This is a genomic window from Marinobacter vulgaris (genome assembly GCF_003344045.1).
GTDB classification, from domain to species: domain Bacteria; phylum Pseudomonadota; class Gammaproteobacteria; order Pseudomonadales; family Oleiphilaceae; genus Marinobacter; species Marinobacter vulgaris.
On the sequence record NZ_QFWX01000004.1, the window covers coordinates 403,742 to 417,233 of the forward strand.

Sequence of the window (13,492 nt, forward strand, 5' to 3'; positions counted from 1 at the left end):
CCCTGTATCTGCCCTGGCCGGGCTGTATTGCGCTTTCTGTTGCAGCTATTGAACGACAAAGTTCCTGAACAGCACTCTCAGCAAGGGGGGCTCTCCCTCCTGTTCGAGCGCGCTGTTGACGGCCGCCAGCATATCATCCGCCAGCGTCTGCCGGCCTTCCGGTGTCTGCAAGTCTTCAAAGCTTCTGTCCCCGAGCACACTGATCAGCCGGCTGCGCAGCAATGGCATGTGCTGGCTGGCAGCGGCCAACGCCTGGGGGTCGTCAGCCTCAAAAGCAAGATAGGCCTGGGCGTAACGCTGGCGCCCCGGGGCCTGTACCGTTGTAACCAGCGCTTTCTCCAGCACCGTATAGGTGCTGGGAACGAACACTTCGGCCTGCTCTGTAGCCGCGTCGGCATCGCCACCGGTGATACCGGGGATACCGCCACCGAGGAACCACAGGGTGCCGACCACGGAGAGCCCGATCGCCAGAACAACGACCGCTATCAACAGTATGATAAGCTTGAGTTTGCCTTTCTTTGCCGGCGCCGCCGGCGCATTATCTTCAGCCATAACGTGCTTCTGTCAGAAATCCGTCAACAAGACAGGTGATACAAGAGTACAAGCAAAGGGTGGGCCAAAACGTCCCATCCTCCTTATCGGACCAGCAGTCTAGCGTTGCTGCGGAGGATGGGCAAAAGAAGAATGTGCAGGGAAAGGAAATTCGTTCAGGCGAAGATATCCACTTCGCCTTTCCAGGTCAGATCGAGAGCGGCAAGTGACGGGTCCTGATCCTCCTGATCGTTGCCTGCCAGGGCGCCAGCGCCGTTTCCGCCGGCTTCACCCTCGCCCTCTTCCCCGGTCTGCTGCTGCGGAGAGTCCGACACATCAAACTGCTCAAGAGACAGTCCCTGCTCGCTCAACATATCCCTGAGGCGGTGACTGTGAAGTTCCAGCTGATCCCGGACAGCGGGATTGGCCGAATGCACGGTTATATTGGCCTGTTCCTGCTGAACCTGGACCCGCACTTCCATCGGACCCATGTCCGGAGGCGTCAGATGGATTTCGGCGACCGACATATTGCGCGCTGTCAGCCAGGTCAGTTTGCCGACCAGCTTGTCGCCCCACTCCGCATGATTGACGGGCACATCGATGGAGGTACTGTATCCCCGCAACGCGGCGGCTTCGGCTGGAAGCCTGGGGCTATTGGGGCTGGCCGCCTGCTGACTGGCCAGCTCTGCCGCTGCCTGAAAGCGGATGGCCCCCTGAACCGACGGTGTCTCCTGGGTACGGCTGGAGTCAGCGACACCAGACATCAGTGCTTCGGTCAGCGCCAACCCGGGCCCGCCACTCTGCCCGGCCACCTGGCCGGGTTTGACTCCGGCGGCACCTGGTAGTCCCGACATGATTCCGGCAAATGCCTGCATCCCCGGCATTACGCCGCTACCACCCACCTGGCCGCTGCTGTTGCCTGTATTCAAGGGTTTGGTGCCACTCCCGGCGGGCGCTAACAGGGACTGAAGACCGGCAAAGGTCAGGGGAATGACCTCCTCCGGTAGCGTCTCGTTCATGTTTTGCTGGGAAATTGCGTCTTCTGCGCCCTCGCCTTTGTCCTCGCTTTTACCGGAGGCTTCGGTAACCGTGGAGTCCTGGCCGGGCTCATCTGGGCGCCGGTCTTTGTTTTCTGCCTGGCGTGCCTGTTCGTTACGAGCGCTTTCATCAGCGCGCGCCTGGTCGCGCTTTTCGGCATGCCTGTTGTCGAATCGCTGCTGCTCGGCACGGGAAACAGTGTCAAAATGACTGTCACCGCTTTTTTCACCGGCGCCGGACCCGGACTTTACGCCCTTGTCGGACGGCGGGCCCTGCGGGGATGTCTGGGGAAGAACCATTTGGGACATGGCAACCTCTTGCCGCTTTTTGCTGATCAGGGTGCATCTGTATGCGTTACTCTGTTGATCAGCAAAAGCAGTGCCACTCTGCTGCTATTCCAGAAATCGTCGGAGGGTTTTTTCTACCTGCCGGAATTCGCTCTCAATGGCTTCGACCATGGCAGCGGCCTCCCCCAGGCGATTGCTACGCCCGGCCTGCTCGGCTTCGGAGCAGAGTTCACCCAACCGGGGCGCGCCAATATTGATGCAACTGCCCTTGAAGCTGTGCGCGGATCTGGAAAACCGGTCCGCGTCCTCCTGCGCCAGGGCCGAACGCAGGTGAGCGATACGATCCGCGGAATCCTTGATGTAGGTGTTGATCAGGATGTCGAATTCATCCTCCATCACATCCTGCAACTCGGTCAGTGCTTCTTGATCAAGGTGTGGCTTGTCCGTCATGACCAACCCCCTGTTTATGTGTTGGTACCGCCCTCGCGGGCAGCAACCTCGGAAAACTGCCAATCATATACAACCTCGGCACGGGTGCCCTTGTCGCGGAAAAGGAGGGAATGCCCCAGCTTCCGCAACAGCATCAGCCCACGCCCGGAATAACCACCGTCGCTGGCGACAGTAGATGGATCAAGGTAATCGAATCCGCTGCCGCTGTCTTCGCACACAATGGTTAGTTGTCCGCCCCGCTCAGTCATGGTATGGGTCAGGCTGAACCGGATAAAGTGCTCCGCGACTGACTGCAGCCGCCGCTCCCGCTCGGCATAATAACGGCCAAAGCCCTCCGGCGTTGCCTTCCAGTCCGACGAAAGCCCCAGTACACCATGCTCCAGGGCATTGGTGTACAGCTCCGCTAACAGTGTATAGATCTCGCCGCTCTTGCGACGCAAACCCGGCACTTCCATACAGATATGAAGCAGCAATGGCAGCGGGCTGAACTGCCCCAGGGAACGATCCTTGATTTCATAAACACAGTGCCATTCCGCCGGACCTTCGAGTGCCGACTGCGCCACCCCGTCAGACATCCCCTCCAGCGCAGACTCCTCCACCATCTCCAGCGACAGCAGGGTGACATCATCCTGTTCCGGCTGTTTGCCGGTGAATTCATGAATCCCTGCCATCACCGCCTCAAACGCGGAACCGGTCGTGCCGATGCCGGCGAGTGAGCGCTTCAGGCGCTCCTCACCATACATCTGGCCATATTGATTCTCGGCTTCCAGCACGCCATCGGTCATCATCAACAGGGTATCTCCGGGGTCGGTGCGCAATACCTCCATGCCCGCCTCGAAGCGCCCGCTACCCAGCACACCCAGCGGCAGATGCCGGGACGGGATAGTCTCGAAGGTTCCGTCCCTCTTTACGAGGACGCCGTCCGGCAGTCCTCCGTTCCATATCTGTAACTGATTGAGATGAAAATCGGCCTGGATCATCGCTGCGCAACAGAACATTCCGGTGGGCAGGATCCGGCCCAGCTTCTGATTGAGTTCCCTGAGCACGTCGCTGCCACTGAAGCCTTTACTGGTCATACCGTAGAAGATTTCTGCCACCGGCATGGCACCGATGGCGGCGGGCAACCCATGGCCGGTGAAATCGCCAACCAGTATCTGCATTCCGCCCGCCGGGCGCGGACACGCGAACAACACGTCACCGTTGAATATGGACAGGGGCGAGGCGTGGTAGCGGATATTCGGTGCGTTCAGGCAACCGGTATGGGCCACATTGTCAAATACCCGCTTGGCCACCGCCTGCTCCTCCAGAAGCTGGCGGTTGCGGTCGCGAATAAGGTCGCGATGCTGACTCAGGGTGCGGTGCATCAGCCGCATGCGGTTGAAGGCGTTGATCTTGGCTTCAATGATGACGCGGTTATAGGGCTTGGTCAGAAAATCGTCACCGCCGGCTTCCAGGCAGCGGGCCAGCGCGTCCGCATCAGACAGGGAGGTCATGAAAATAAGCGGTACCAGCCGCTCCCCCGCCAGCGCCTTGATGTGATAAGCGGCTTCCATTCCGTCCATCACCGGCATCAACGCATCCAGCAATACAATATCGGCGCCCGACCGGCGGAACAGATTGACAGCCTCCTCACCATTGCCGGCGTCCTCTACCTCATGACCAAGGCGATGGAGAAGGGTCTTGAGAATCAGGCGGTCACTGTCACTATCGTCTGCGATCAGAATCTTCAGTGGCCGGTTGTCTGAGAGTGCACCATCCACAAGAAACCCCCGCAAGCCTGCGACATCATGATTCAGCGAATCGCGAACAGCTGCTCGAAATTGGAGATGGATAATATGCGGCGCACGTCATTGTTGCAGTTTTCGATGCGGATTTTCGCGCTGTCACCACCCGCGTAATCTCTGAGCAGCAACAACATACCCAGCGCCGAACTGTCGAGATAGGTGGTCTCGGAAAGGTCTACCACGAAGGCCGTTACGTTTTCATCGCCGTGCTCGTAAGCATCACGAAAGGCCTGATGGGTACTGAAGTCGAAGCGCCCTTCAATTTTTATGGTCAGGGTCTGACCGTCCTCACTGCGATGCGCATGAATCGGCATTCCGGAGCCTCCATGAAGTACGGGTGTGGTAACTGGGAACAACGTAAGCCTCGGGGGCATCCTCTATTAAAGCATAGCTCACCACACCGATTCTGCACCCATAATACGCATTTCATGAGTATCTTTAACGCCGTCGTGCAAAATTTCGCCCCGCTGCCTCGTCACTCTGCTTTTGCTCCCTCAGGTCCTGCTGCCGCTGCTCCTGTTGCCGACAGGTTGCAATGTACTTTTCCATGCCCCGGCGCCGTTCCCAGGCTCGCTGCCACTCTTCGCGGCAGGCCTGAAGCCGGTCTTCCGCCTGCACAAGCAGTTTTTGCTGCTGACCAATCACCTGATCCAACTGAGCAATAAACGCCTGCCAGCCCTGCAGCCGGGCCACCGATACCACACCCTGCTGGCTGGCACGTATCTGGTCCCGGTATTCCCGCTGATAGCGCTCCAGGTTCTCGATCTGCTGGCGCTGGGCCTCATGGTGCCGCCGGGCCTCGGTCATTTTTTCAAGGGCTGCCTTTTCCTTGCGCTCTTCGAGACTCAGTACCACGGCAAGCCGCTGTGATCGCAACATCAGTTATTCCCCCGGGCCACAGAGGGCGGCGTTTTGGCACGATCCGGCGAGCGTCTTTCCGGCACCACCGCCAGCAGCTGCTGAATACTTTCCTCCAGGGGTGCGCTTTCGTTCAACCCCTGTTGCAGGAACTGCCCCATGTTGGCGATATGGGCAATGGCAAAATCGGTCTCCGGGTCCGAGCCTTTTACATAGGCGCCAACGCTAATCAGGTCCCGCGCCTGCTGATACCTGGAATAGACCTGCTTGAAGCGCTGGGCGCGGGCGAAGTGCTCCGGCTGCGTGACCTGGGGCATGACCCGGCTGATGGACGCCTCGACATCAATGGCGGGATAGTGTCCCTCTTCCGCCAGCCGCCGGGACAGCACAATGTGACCATCCAGGATGGCCCTGGCGGCATCGGCAATGGGATCCTGCTGATCATCGCCCTCCGTCAGCACGGTATAGAAGGCGGTTATCGAGCCGCCGCCGGGGCGGCCGTTGCCGGTTCTCTCCACCAGTTGCGGCAACTTGGCAAACACCGATGGCGGATAGCCCTTGGTTGCAGGTGGCTCGCCCACGGCTAGCGCAATCTCACGCTGGGCCTGGGCGTAACGGGTCAGCGAATCCATCAATAAAAGGACCCGCTTGCCCTGATCCCGGTAGTATTCCGCAATACGGGTGGTCAACATGGCGGCACGCAGGCGCATCAGGGGGGAGTCGTCCGCGGGCGAAGCCACCACCACCGAGCGGTCCAGGCCCTCGTCGCCGAGGATGTCTTCAATAAACTCTTTTACTTCGCGGCCCCGCTCCCCGATCAGCCCCACCACGGTTATATCGGCATCGGTAAAGCGGGTCATCATGCCCAGCAACACACTTTTGCCAACACCGCTGCCGGCGAAAAGCCCCAGGCGCTGCCCCTGACCCACCGTCAGCAGGGCGTTGATCGCCCGGATGCCCACATCCATGGACTTACGAACCGGCGCCCGGTCCAGCGGGTTGATAATATCCCCACTGAGAGAAACCCGCTTCTCCGCCTGCAAGGGGCCTTTGCCATCTAGCGGCTCGCCATTGCCATTCACCACCCGCCCCAGCAGTTCCGGTCCCACCGGTACCCGGCTGGCTGCCGATAACGGCACCACCCTGGCGCCGGGACGCAGTCCTTCAATGGCGGTCAGGGGCATGAGATAGACCCGGTCGTCCTCGAAACCCACCACTTCCGCTTCCACAGTACCGGCACCCTGACCGGTAATCACGCAGCGGTCCCCCACCACCATGGGGCAACCTACACACTCAAGGGTAAGACCGACCATCCGGGTCAGGCGGCCGGACAGCTCCGGTTGTGGCTCTTCGCTGAAACAGGACTGTAACCGTGCAAGGCGTTCAGCCAGATGCGCCGTCATTGTCCTCTCCCTCGCGCTCGCCCTTGACCCTGTTCTCGTCGGAATCCAGAACGCCGTGCTGGAAATCGGTGAGATCGCTCATCATGGCATCCATTTCTTCGCCTTCAGCGACTGTTTCGGTATCCAGCTGCTTGTCCAGCATGCCCTGAACGGCCTTCTGGAAGCGCTTTTCCACGGTGAAATCCACAAGGCTGTGGCGGGTTTCCAGCTTGCAGCCACCCCGCAGAACCGACGCATCCTCCACAATGGCAGTGGCTGCCTCGAACTTCGCGGCAATCTCGCTGACCCATTGATAGTCATCGGGGTGGATATGAATGCGTACGTTTTCTGTGGTGGACGGCAACGACGCCATGGCACGCCGGACAACCTCAGCGATATGGGACGAGTCCAGAGACAATTCCCGGAACACCACGGCACGGGCAAGCACCGTGGTCAGGTTAACCAGGGCGATTTCCACTTCGTCTTCGTGGCGCTGGATCGGAACCAGCAATTCGCCCAGCAAATGTTCCAACCGGTCCAGCTTGGCGTCCACTTCTTTGCGGGTGTCCGCCAGCCCCTGTTCAGTCCCCTGCTCGCGGCCTTCTTCCAGACCCGCCTTATAACCTTCCTGATGCCCGGCTTCGTGACCCTCATTGAAACCGGCCTGGTATCCCGCGTCCCGGCCTTCTGCATGGCCGTCTTCGTGGGCAGCCTGGCGGATTTCGTCAATGTCCGCAGCGGTCAGGGGTTTTACCTCACGCTCCTCTTCCTGAACCACCTCATTGCCCCGGGCATCCAGCAACGGAAGTTCCCAGCGCTCATAGGCGGTGAGATTTTCCTTGGGAATGCGATCGAGGTTGCGACGGGAGTCTTTCATTACATCATTTCTTCGCCAGCACCGCCGAGGGTGATTTCGCCGGCTTCAGCCATACGACGGGCAATGGTAATAATGTCCTTCTGGGCGGATTCAACTTCACTGACCCGCACCGGCCCCTTCGCTTCGAGGTCGTCCTGCAACAGTTCCGCCGCCCTTTTCGACATATTCTTGAAGATTTTCTCCTGGACACCTTCATCCGCGCCCTTGAGAGCCACCACCAGCACTTCCGAGGAAACTTCCCGCAACAGGGCCTGAATGCCACGGTCTTCAATGTCTTTCAGGTTATCGAAGACAAACATCAGGTCCTCGATGGTGGAGGCCAGATCCGGATCCATATCCTTGATGGAGTCCATCAGCCCACCTTCGATATTGCGGTCCATGAAGTTCATGATATCCGCGGCTCGCTTGACCCCGCCAATGCGGCTGGTCTGCGCCGCAGAGCCCCCCGAGAACTGTTTCTCAAGGATATCGTTGAGTTCCTGCAGGGCCTGGGGCTGGATGCTTTCCAGGGATGCGACCCGCATCATCACGTCCAGGCGCACCTTGTCATCCAGCGTGCCCAGAATCTCGGCAGCCTGGTCGGGGTCCAGGTAGGAGATAACAATGGCCTGAATCTGCGGGTGCTCATAGCGGATGATGTCACCCACGGCACGGGGTTCCATCCACTTCAGGGTGTCCAGGCCGGTAGTGTTGCCGCCAATGAGAATCCGGTCGATCAGGCTGGAGGCCTTATCATCACCCAGGGCCTGGGTGAGCATGGTGCGGATATAATCATCGTTGCCCACCCCCAGGCCGGTCTGGCCACCGACCGCCTCAACGAACTGGTTGAGCACGTAGGTAACATCGTCCTTGCTGACGTCTTTCATCTGGGCCATGGCCACGCCGACCCGCTGCACCTCTTTCGGGCCCATATGCTTGAGCACTTCGGCCGCATCATTCTCGCCAAGCGACATCAGCAGGATCGCCGCCTGCTCCACCCGCGGTATTTTCCGCTGGGGCTTTTGCGGCGCCTCTGGCTGGCGGCTATTTTCATCAGTCATCAACATTCACCCACTGGCGCATTACCTGGGAGACCCGCGCGGGATCTTCCGCAATCAGGCCTTTCAATGCATTTAGCTGCCTATCATAACTGTCTGTTGCACCGGGCAAAAGCAGATCATCCTGGGAATGCATGGCTTCACGCAGGGCCTCACCCCCCTCAACGCCGTCAAGTCCCTCATAACCGGCGTCGTCGGACTCCTCCCGGCGTTCGCTGCGACCGCCACCGGACAGGCTTTTCAACGTCGGACGCAGCAGACCCAGCACCAGCACCAATATCACCAGCCCGGCCAGCACCTGCTTCATCAGATCCCAGAACCAGGGTTGCTCCCAGAAGCCGGGCGCTTCAAACTCGACCTGCTCTTGGGCTGCAAACGCAGTGTTCATGACCGTGACACTGTCACCTCTGGCGGCGGAGTAACCCACGGCGTCACGGACCAGCATGGTAAGCCGCTGCAATTCCTGCTCTGGCCAGGGCTCATAACTGATCTCCCCGGTCTGGGGGTCAACCACCTTCATGTCATCCACCGCCAACGCCACGGACAGGCGCTTTACCCGGCCAAGCTCCTGGCGGACATAGCTGACAGTCCGGTCCATTTCGTAGTTACGGGTAGACTCTTCGCGCACGTTTACCGGAGGTGCCTGGCCTTCACCCTCCTCGCCACCGTTGGCCTGTTCCGGCACGGTCGCCTCGGCCGGAGGCTGATTGGCCAGGGCACCAGGAATACCACCCGCGGCCCCGCCGGCACGACGCTCAGACATCTGGCGCTCACTGCGCACCGCCTGCTGATCGGGATTGAAGAGCTCCTCCGCCTGTTCCACCGAGGAGAAATCGAGGTCCGCTGTCACCTCGGCACGGAACCGACCATCGCCGACAACCGGCCTGACCAGCGATACCACTCGCCGCGTGAGCCGGTCTTCGACACGGGCGGTGTAGTCAAACTGGTCCTCCATCTGGCGGCTGTCGCCCTTGTCCTCGCGGCCAGTCAGCAGGTTGCCACTCTGGTCAACCACGGTGACATTGTCCTTGCTCATTTCAGGGATGCTGCCGGCAACCAGGTTTATGATCGAGGCAATCTGTTCCTGCTCCAGGCGACGGCCCGCCACTACCTCCAGAAAGACCGATGCGGTTGGTGTGCGCGCATCGCGAACGAACACCGAGCGCTCGGGAATGGCCAGGTGAACCCGCGCCGCGCGAACCGTGCGCATACTGCCAATAGTTCGGGCCAGTTCCCCCTCCAGGCCGCGGCGGAAGCTGATCGTTTCCATAAACTGGGAGGTACCCAGACCGCGGTCCTGATCCAGGATCTCATAGCCCATGGTCTGCTCGTCGGTCACGCCCTCGGCCGCCAGCTTCAGGCGGGCGTTATAGACCTCATCGGAAGGCACCAACAAGGCCCCGGTACGCGGTTCCATGCGGTAGTCAATGCCGTTGGCCTCGAGAATGGTGGTGACGTCCTGGGGGTTGTAGCCGGACATATCGCCCACCACCGGCTGGTAATTGGGCTCCTGGGCCCACAGAACCACGGCAACGCCAAGTGCCACGCTGGCCGCGAGCCCGACCATCAGACCCACCTGCCGCAGCAGGTTCAGCCGATTAAACCCGAATATCAGATCACTACGGCTTTCGCCGGTGTCATCATCCCGCGGTGCGGGCATATTCGAGGATGAAGTTTCGGCAGGTAAACTGGCCATGGATCCGCTCCGCTATTAAACCGGCATGTTCATGATGTCTTCGTAAGCTTTCACAACCCGGTTGCGAACCTGGGTGAGTGCCTCAAAGGAAATGGATGATTTTTCTGACGCGATCATCACCCGGGTAATGTCCACGTTGGGGTCACCCATGTCGTAAGCGGTCTTGAGATCACTGGACGACTGCTGCAACTCGTTGACGGACCCCACGGCCTGGCTGAGCATGTCACTGAATTTCGGGGCGTCGGAGGTTTCCTGTACCCGGGAGGGCCCATCCATCCGGCCACGGATGTTGTTATCCTGCTCTACCCGCTGATTTTCCATAATCTGCGAGCGCATGTTGCGGATTTCAGAAAGAACACTGTTGATGTCAGCGCGCTGGACCATGATTCACTCTCCCGGCTCGCCCTCTTGGCAGTGGGCAACCCATTGAACTGGATATGTCTTTCCAGGGGTGGAAGCAAACCACAGGCCAATATAATTTATTGCTTGTTTTTCATTAGGTTAATGAAATTTCAGGAGCGCAAAGCAGAACCTGCGACAGTCTTTTGACGACCCCAAGCAAAACGGCACCCGAAGGTGCCGATTGGAGGAGTATTGCGCGGGTTCAGACGGTGGCCAGCTCGGCGTCCAGATCAATGCCCGCCTCCCGCATCTGGGCCAGCTTGTACCTGAGTGTGCGTGGGCTTATGCCCAATTGCTCGGCAGCCCGATTACGACGGCCACGTTCCTTTTTCAGCGCCTGGATAATAATCCGGAACTCCCGCTGCCTGACCTCATCACCAAGCGAGGTTGGAGACAGATCCTCAAGACCGTGCGCTTCAGGTTCTTCGGCAGTTTCCTCGGGCGCCAGTGCACCGGCTTCCGTAGAGACTTGCGGCGCAGCGTTTTGCGCAGTAATGGACGCCGAACTGCTGTCCATACGCCCGGTGATCCCCAGCTCCAGGCAAAGGTCGCCGGAGTGGATCACGTTACCCTGGTGCAGCACCAACGCCCGCTGGATCGCATTGTCCAGCTCGCGGACATTACCCGGCCATTGATGGGCCATAAGTGTCGTTCTGGCGTCGGGCGCGAAGGTCACACCGGTCAGCTTCATCTTGCGACAGTGATTCTTCAGCAGGGCACTGGCCAGCGGCATAATGTCCAGGCTGCGCTCGCGCAGTGGCTGCCAGTGCATGGGAAACACGGTCAGCCGGTAGTACAGATCTTCGCGGAATTTGCCTTCGCGCACATAATCGGACAGATCCCGGTTGGTGGTGGCAATAACCCGGACGTCCAGGGTGATGGTCTTGCGACCACCGACCCGCTCAACCTCACGCTCCTGCAGTACCCGCAGCAGCTTCGACTGCAGGCCAAGATCCATTTCCGAGATCTCGTCCAGCAGAATAGTGCCACCATTGGCCTGCTCGAACTTGCCGGGAGAGGTTGCCACGGCTCCGGTGAAGGCCCCCTTTTCATGGCCAAACAGGATAGCCTCCAGCATATTCTCGGGAATTGCCGCGCAGTTGATGGCCACGAAAGGCTGTTCGGAACGTGGGGATTGCTGGTGGATATAGCGCGCCAACACTTCTTTACCGGTGCCACTCTCTCCGGAAATCATCACCGTTGAGTCACTGCCGGCCACTTTGGCCGCCAGCTGGAACATACGCTTGCTGATGGGATCCTCTGCCACCGGCTGATCGCCACTTTTCTGGCGGCCTCCGCCCACCACCTTGGTAACGGCATCCACCAGTACCGCCGGCTCAAACGGTTTGACCAGATAGTCAGTGGCGCCCGCCTGCATGGCGGAAACCGCATGGCTGATCTGACCGTAGGCGGTAATCAGCATCGTCGGCAGCCCCGGATACAGCCGCTGCACCTCACCCAACAGCTCGTGGCCGGACATGCCGGGCATGTTCACATCGCTGATCACCATATCCACCGGCGACTCGGCCAACTGCGCCAGGGCCTGTTGTGCGTTGGCAGCCTCACGAACGCGGAACTTTGCCAGCTCCAGCGTTGTCACCAGCGCCTCTCGCAGATCGTGGTCGTCTTCAACTATCAGAATTTGGGCCTTGGCCATGATTGCCTCCGGTCAGTGTTTGCTGGGTGCCTGCGAATGCCGGCCAGCGGCCGACCGCGAACGCAACAATGGCAGCGAAATGGTCGCAACGGCCCCGTCACCTGAGGGCGCTTCAATCGTGAACCGGCCCTGATGTGCCTTTACCACCGCCTGGACAACCGCCAGCCCGAGGCCCGTGCCGTGGGATTTGGTGGTATAGAAGGCCTCCAGCAGCTGACTGGCCTGTTCCGGTGAAAACCCGGGGCCGTTATCCTTTACCCGAACCACGAGCTCGCCGTCGAGTGAACCGATGGCAACCGTCACCTTCGTTGCGCCGGCCTCCACACTGTTGTTCACCAGATTGGTGCAGGCGCCAACCAGGGCGTCGCGGTTGCACATCAGCGACTCCCTGTCCGCGTCGTTGTCCAACTCGACGGTAACGCCCGGCGGGAGTTTCAGCCCGTCCAGAGCGGATGTGAATGCCTGAACCAGCACCCCGGCAGACAACTCCTCCGCCAACCGGGTTTCGCCTCGGGCGAAAATCAGCATGTCGCGAACCTGCTGCTCCAGGTGCGTCAGACGCGACATTAATCGGGAAGCGCAACGCTGTCGCATCTCTTCATCGAGATCCTCCTGGCTGAGGTGACCGCCATAGAGAATGGCAGCCGACAGCGGCGTGCGAATCTGGTGAGCCAGGGAGGCTACCATCTTGCCCATGGCCGACAGACGCTGGGCATGGGCAAGCTGAGCCTGGAGGTGACGGGTCTCGGTCAGATCCGTCAGCAGGATCAACTGCCCCGGCTGGTTCTCCATGGTGCGGATTTCGATGCTGACGCGGCGGCCATCCTTCAGGGACACTTCGTGGCCGTCGTCCCGGCGCGGCGCGAAACAGCGGCGAATGACATCCACCCAGCGTTCGCCGCCCAGAGGTTCTCCCAGCAGCGTAATCGCCGCAGGATTGGTCTGGGTGACCACACCCTGACTGTCGAGCACCACAACCCCGGCCGGAAGCGCATGAAGCAGCGTAGACAGCCGGTCCGCCAGCTCTTCTTTCTGCTCAAGTTCCGCCTGACGCTGCCGTGACTCCGCCGAAAGTTCGCCGGACAACTGGTTAACACGGGACTCCAGAGTGCGATAGGAGTCAGTAATCTGCCGCGACATCTGGTTGAACAGATCCAGCGCTGTACCTACTGCCTCATCGCTCTGCTCAGGGAACAACGCTGTTACCTTATCATTGACATCCGCTGCCGCATTGGCCGAAGACTCCCTGTCCGCTGGAAGCTCCTTCGCCGACGACAGACCAACAAATTGCAACTGACTCATAAACTCGCCCTCTGACCGGACCAAACACCGGCCCGTACCAATCGGATGGATCGTTTGGGCGTACTCTAGCCAGCACTGTGCCAACTTTAAATTTTGTTTATATTTCAAAGGGAAGGGAAATTATTAAAAAGACAGATGACGGGTTTACGTCACCCACAAACAACAATGGCGCCGAAGGTTACAAACCTTTG

13 protein-coding genes are annotated in these 13,492 nt (G+C 59.7%); all 13 read right to left on the reverse strand.

All coding sequences use genetic code 11. From position 1 onward, the window contains the following. Window positions 1-45: 45 nt before the first annotated feature. The 13 genes from DIT71_RS10970 to DIT71_RS11030 all read right to left on the reverse strand — a co-directional run bounded on the left by DIT71_RS10970 (window position 46) and on the right by DIT71_RS11030 (window position 13,301). The gene (locus DIT71_RS10970; protein ID WP_114613243.1) at window positions 46-552 is read right to left on the reverse strand and encodes a flagellar basal body-associated FliL family protein; all 507 of its coding nucleotides are present in this window, start codon (window positions 550-552) and stop codon (window positions 46-48) included. Window positions 553-707: 155 nt separating this feature from the next. Continuing rightward, window positions 708-1,877, reverse strand: coding sequence for a flagellar hook-length control protein FliK (locus DIT71_RS10975; protein WP_114613244.1), 1,170 nt, complete (start codon window positions 1,875-1,877; stop codon window positions 708-710). Window positions 1,878-1,961: 84 nt separating this feature from the next. After that, the gene (locus DIT71_RS10980) at window positions 1,962-2,306 is read right to left on the reverse strand and encodes an Hpt domain-containing protein (protein ID WP_114613245.1); all 345 of its coding nucleotides are present in this window, start codon (window positions 2,304-2,306) and stop codon (window positions 1,962-1,964) included. 14 nt (window positions 2,307-2,320) lie between these two features. Continuing rightward, entirely contained in the window at window positions 2,321-4,066 is a 1,746-nt protein-coding gene (locus DIT71_RS10985; RefSeq protein ID WP_199490999.1) for an ATP-binding SpoIIE family protein phosphatase, read from the reverse strand. 32 nt (window positions 4,067-4,098) lie between these two features. Next, complete coding sequence (locus DIT71_RS10990) at window positions 4,099-4,404, reverse strand: STAS domain-containing protein (protein ID WP_114613246.1); 306 nt, start codon at window positions 4,402-4,404, stop codon at window positions 4,099-4,101. Window positions 4,405-4,528: 124 nt separating this feature from the next. After that, window positions 4,529-4,969 (reverse strand): flagellar export protein FliJ, encoded by a 441-nt coding sequence (gene fliJ, locus DIT71_RS10995; RefSeq protein ID WP_114613247.1) that lies wholly within the window; start codon window positions 4,967-4,969, stop codon window positions 4,529-4,531. Then, complete coding sequence (gene fliI, locus DIT71_RS11000; RefSeq protein ID WP_114613248.1) at window positions 4,969-6,351, reverse strand: flagellar protein export ATPase FliI; 1,383 nt, start codon at window positions 6,349-6,351, stop codon at window positions 4,969-4,971. The genes fliJ and fliI overlap by 1 nt, the downstream gene beginning before the upstream one ends. Further along, window positions 6,332-7,207 (reverse strand): flagellar assembly protein FliH, encoded by an 876-nt coding sequence (locus DIT71_RS11005; protein ID WP_114613249.1) that lies wholly within the window; start codon window positions 7,205-7,207, stop codon window positions 6,332-6,334. Before DIT71_RS11005 ends, fliI begins: the two co-directional genes overlap by 20 nt. Next, window positions 7,207-8,247: a flagellar motor switch protein FliG gene (gene fliG, locus DIT71_RS11010; RefSeq protein WP_114613250.1), complete on the reverse strand. Its 1,041-nt coding sequence runs from the start codon at window positions 8,245-8,247 to the stop codon at window positions 7,207-7,209. The genes DIT71_RS11005 and fliG overlap by 1 nt, the downstream gene beginning before the upstream one ends. Next, complete coding sequence (gene fliF, locus DIT71_RS11015) at window positions 8,240-9,940, reverse strand: flagellar basal-body MS-ring/collar protein FliF (RefSeq protein ID WP_114613251.1); 1,701 nt, start codon at window positions 9,938-9,940, stop codon at window positions 8,240-8,242. Before fliF ends, fliG begins: the two co-directional genes overlap by 8 nt. Window positions 9,941-9,955: 15 nt before the next feature. After that, the gene (gene fliE, locus DIT71_RS11020) at window positions 9,956-10,324 is read right to left on the reverse strand and encodes a flagellar hook-basal body complex protein FliE (protein WP_114613252.1); all 369 of its coding nucleotides are present in this window, start codon (window positions 10,322-10,324) and stop codon (window positions 9,956-9,958) included. Window positions 10,325-10,544: 220 nt separating this feature from the next. Then, complete coding sequence (locus DIT71_RS11025; protein WP_114613253.1) at window positions 10,545-11,999, reverse strand: sigma-54-dependent transcriptional regulator; 1,455 nt, start codon at window positions 11,997-11,999, stop codon at window positions 10,545-10,547. Window positions 12,000-12,011: 12 nt separating this feature from the next. Beyond that, on the reverse strand, window positions 12,012-13,301 hold the full coding sequence (locus tag DIT71_RS11030; protein WP_199491000.1) for a sensor histidine kinase: 1,290 nt from the start codon (window positions 13,299-13,301) through the stop codon (window positions 12,012-12,014). Window positions 13,302-13,492: the final 191 nt, after the last annotated feature.

Excerpts from the sequence above, each read along its gene's own strand:
- fliF (WP_114613251.1), bottom strand. The coding sequence starts at position 9,940 with ATGGCCAGTTTACCTGCCGAAACTTCATCCTCGAATATGCCCGCACCG.
- fliG (WP_114613250.1), bottom strand. The coding sequence starts at position 8,247 with ATGACTGATGAAAATAGCCGCCAGCCAGAGGCGCCGCAAAAGCCCCAG.
- fliE (WP_114613252.1), bottom strand. The coding sequence starts at position 10,324 with ATGGTCCAGCGCGCTGACATCAACAGTGTTCTTTCTGAAATCCGCAAC.
- DIT71_RS10980 (WP_114613245.1), bottom strand. The coding sequence starts at position 2,306 with ATGACGGACAAGCCACACCTTGATCAAGAAGCACTGACCGAGTTGCAG.
- DIT71_RS11030 (WP_199491000.1), bottom strand. The coding sequence starts at position 13,301 with ATGAGTCAGTTGCAATTTGTTGGTCTGTCGTCGGCGAAGGAGCTTCCA.
- fliI (WP_114613248.1), bottom strand. The coding sequence starts at position 6,351 with ATGACGGCGCATCTGGCTGAACGCCTTGCACGGTTACAGTCCTGTTTC.
- DIT71_RS11025 (WP_114613253.1), bottom strand. The coding sequence starts at position 11,999 with ATGGCCAAGGCCCAAATTCTGATAGTTGAAGACGACCACGATCTGCGA.
- DIT71_RS11005 (WP_114613249.1), bottom strand. The coding sequence starts at position 7,207 with ATGAAAGACTCCCGTCGCAACCTCGATCGCATTCCCAAGGAAAATCTC.
- DIT71_RS10990 (WP_114613246.1), bottom strand. The coding sequence starts at position 4,404 with ATGCCGATTCATGCGCATCGCAGTGAGGACGGTCAGACCCTGACCATA.
- DIT71_RS10970 (WP_114613243.1), bottom strand. The coding sequence starts at position 552 with ATGGCTGAAGATAATGCGCCGGCGGCGCCGGCAAAGAAAGGCAAACTC.
- fliJ (WP_114613247.1), bottom strand. The coding sequence starts at position 4,969 with ATGTTGCGATCACAGCGGCTTGCCGTGGTACTGAGTCTCGAAGAGCGC.
- DIT71_RS10975 (WP_114613244.1), bottom strand. The coding sequence starts at position 1,877 with ATGTCCCAAATGGTTCTTCCCCAGACATCCCCGCAGGGCCCGCCGTCC.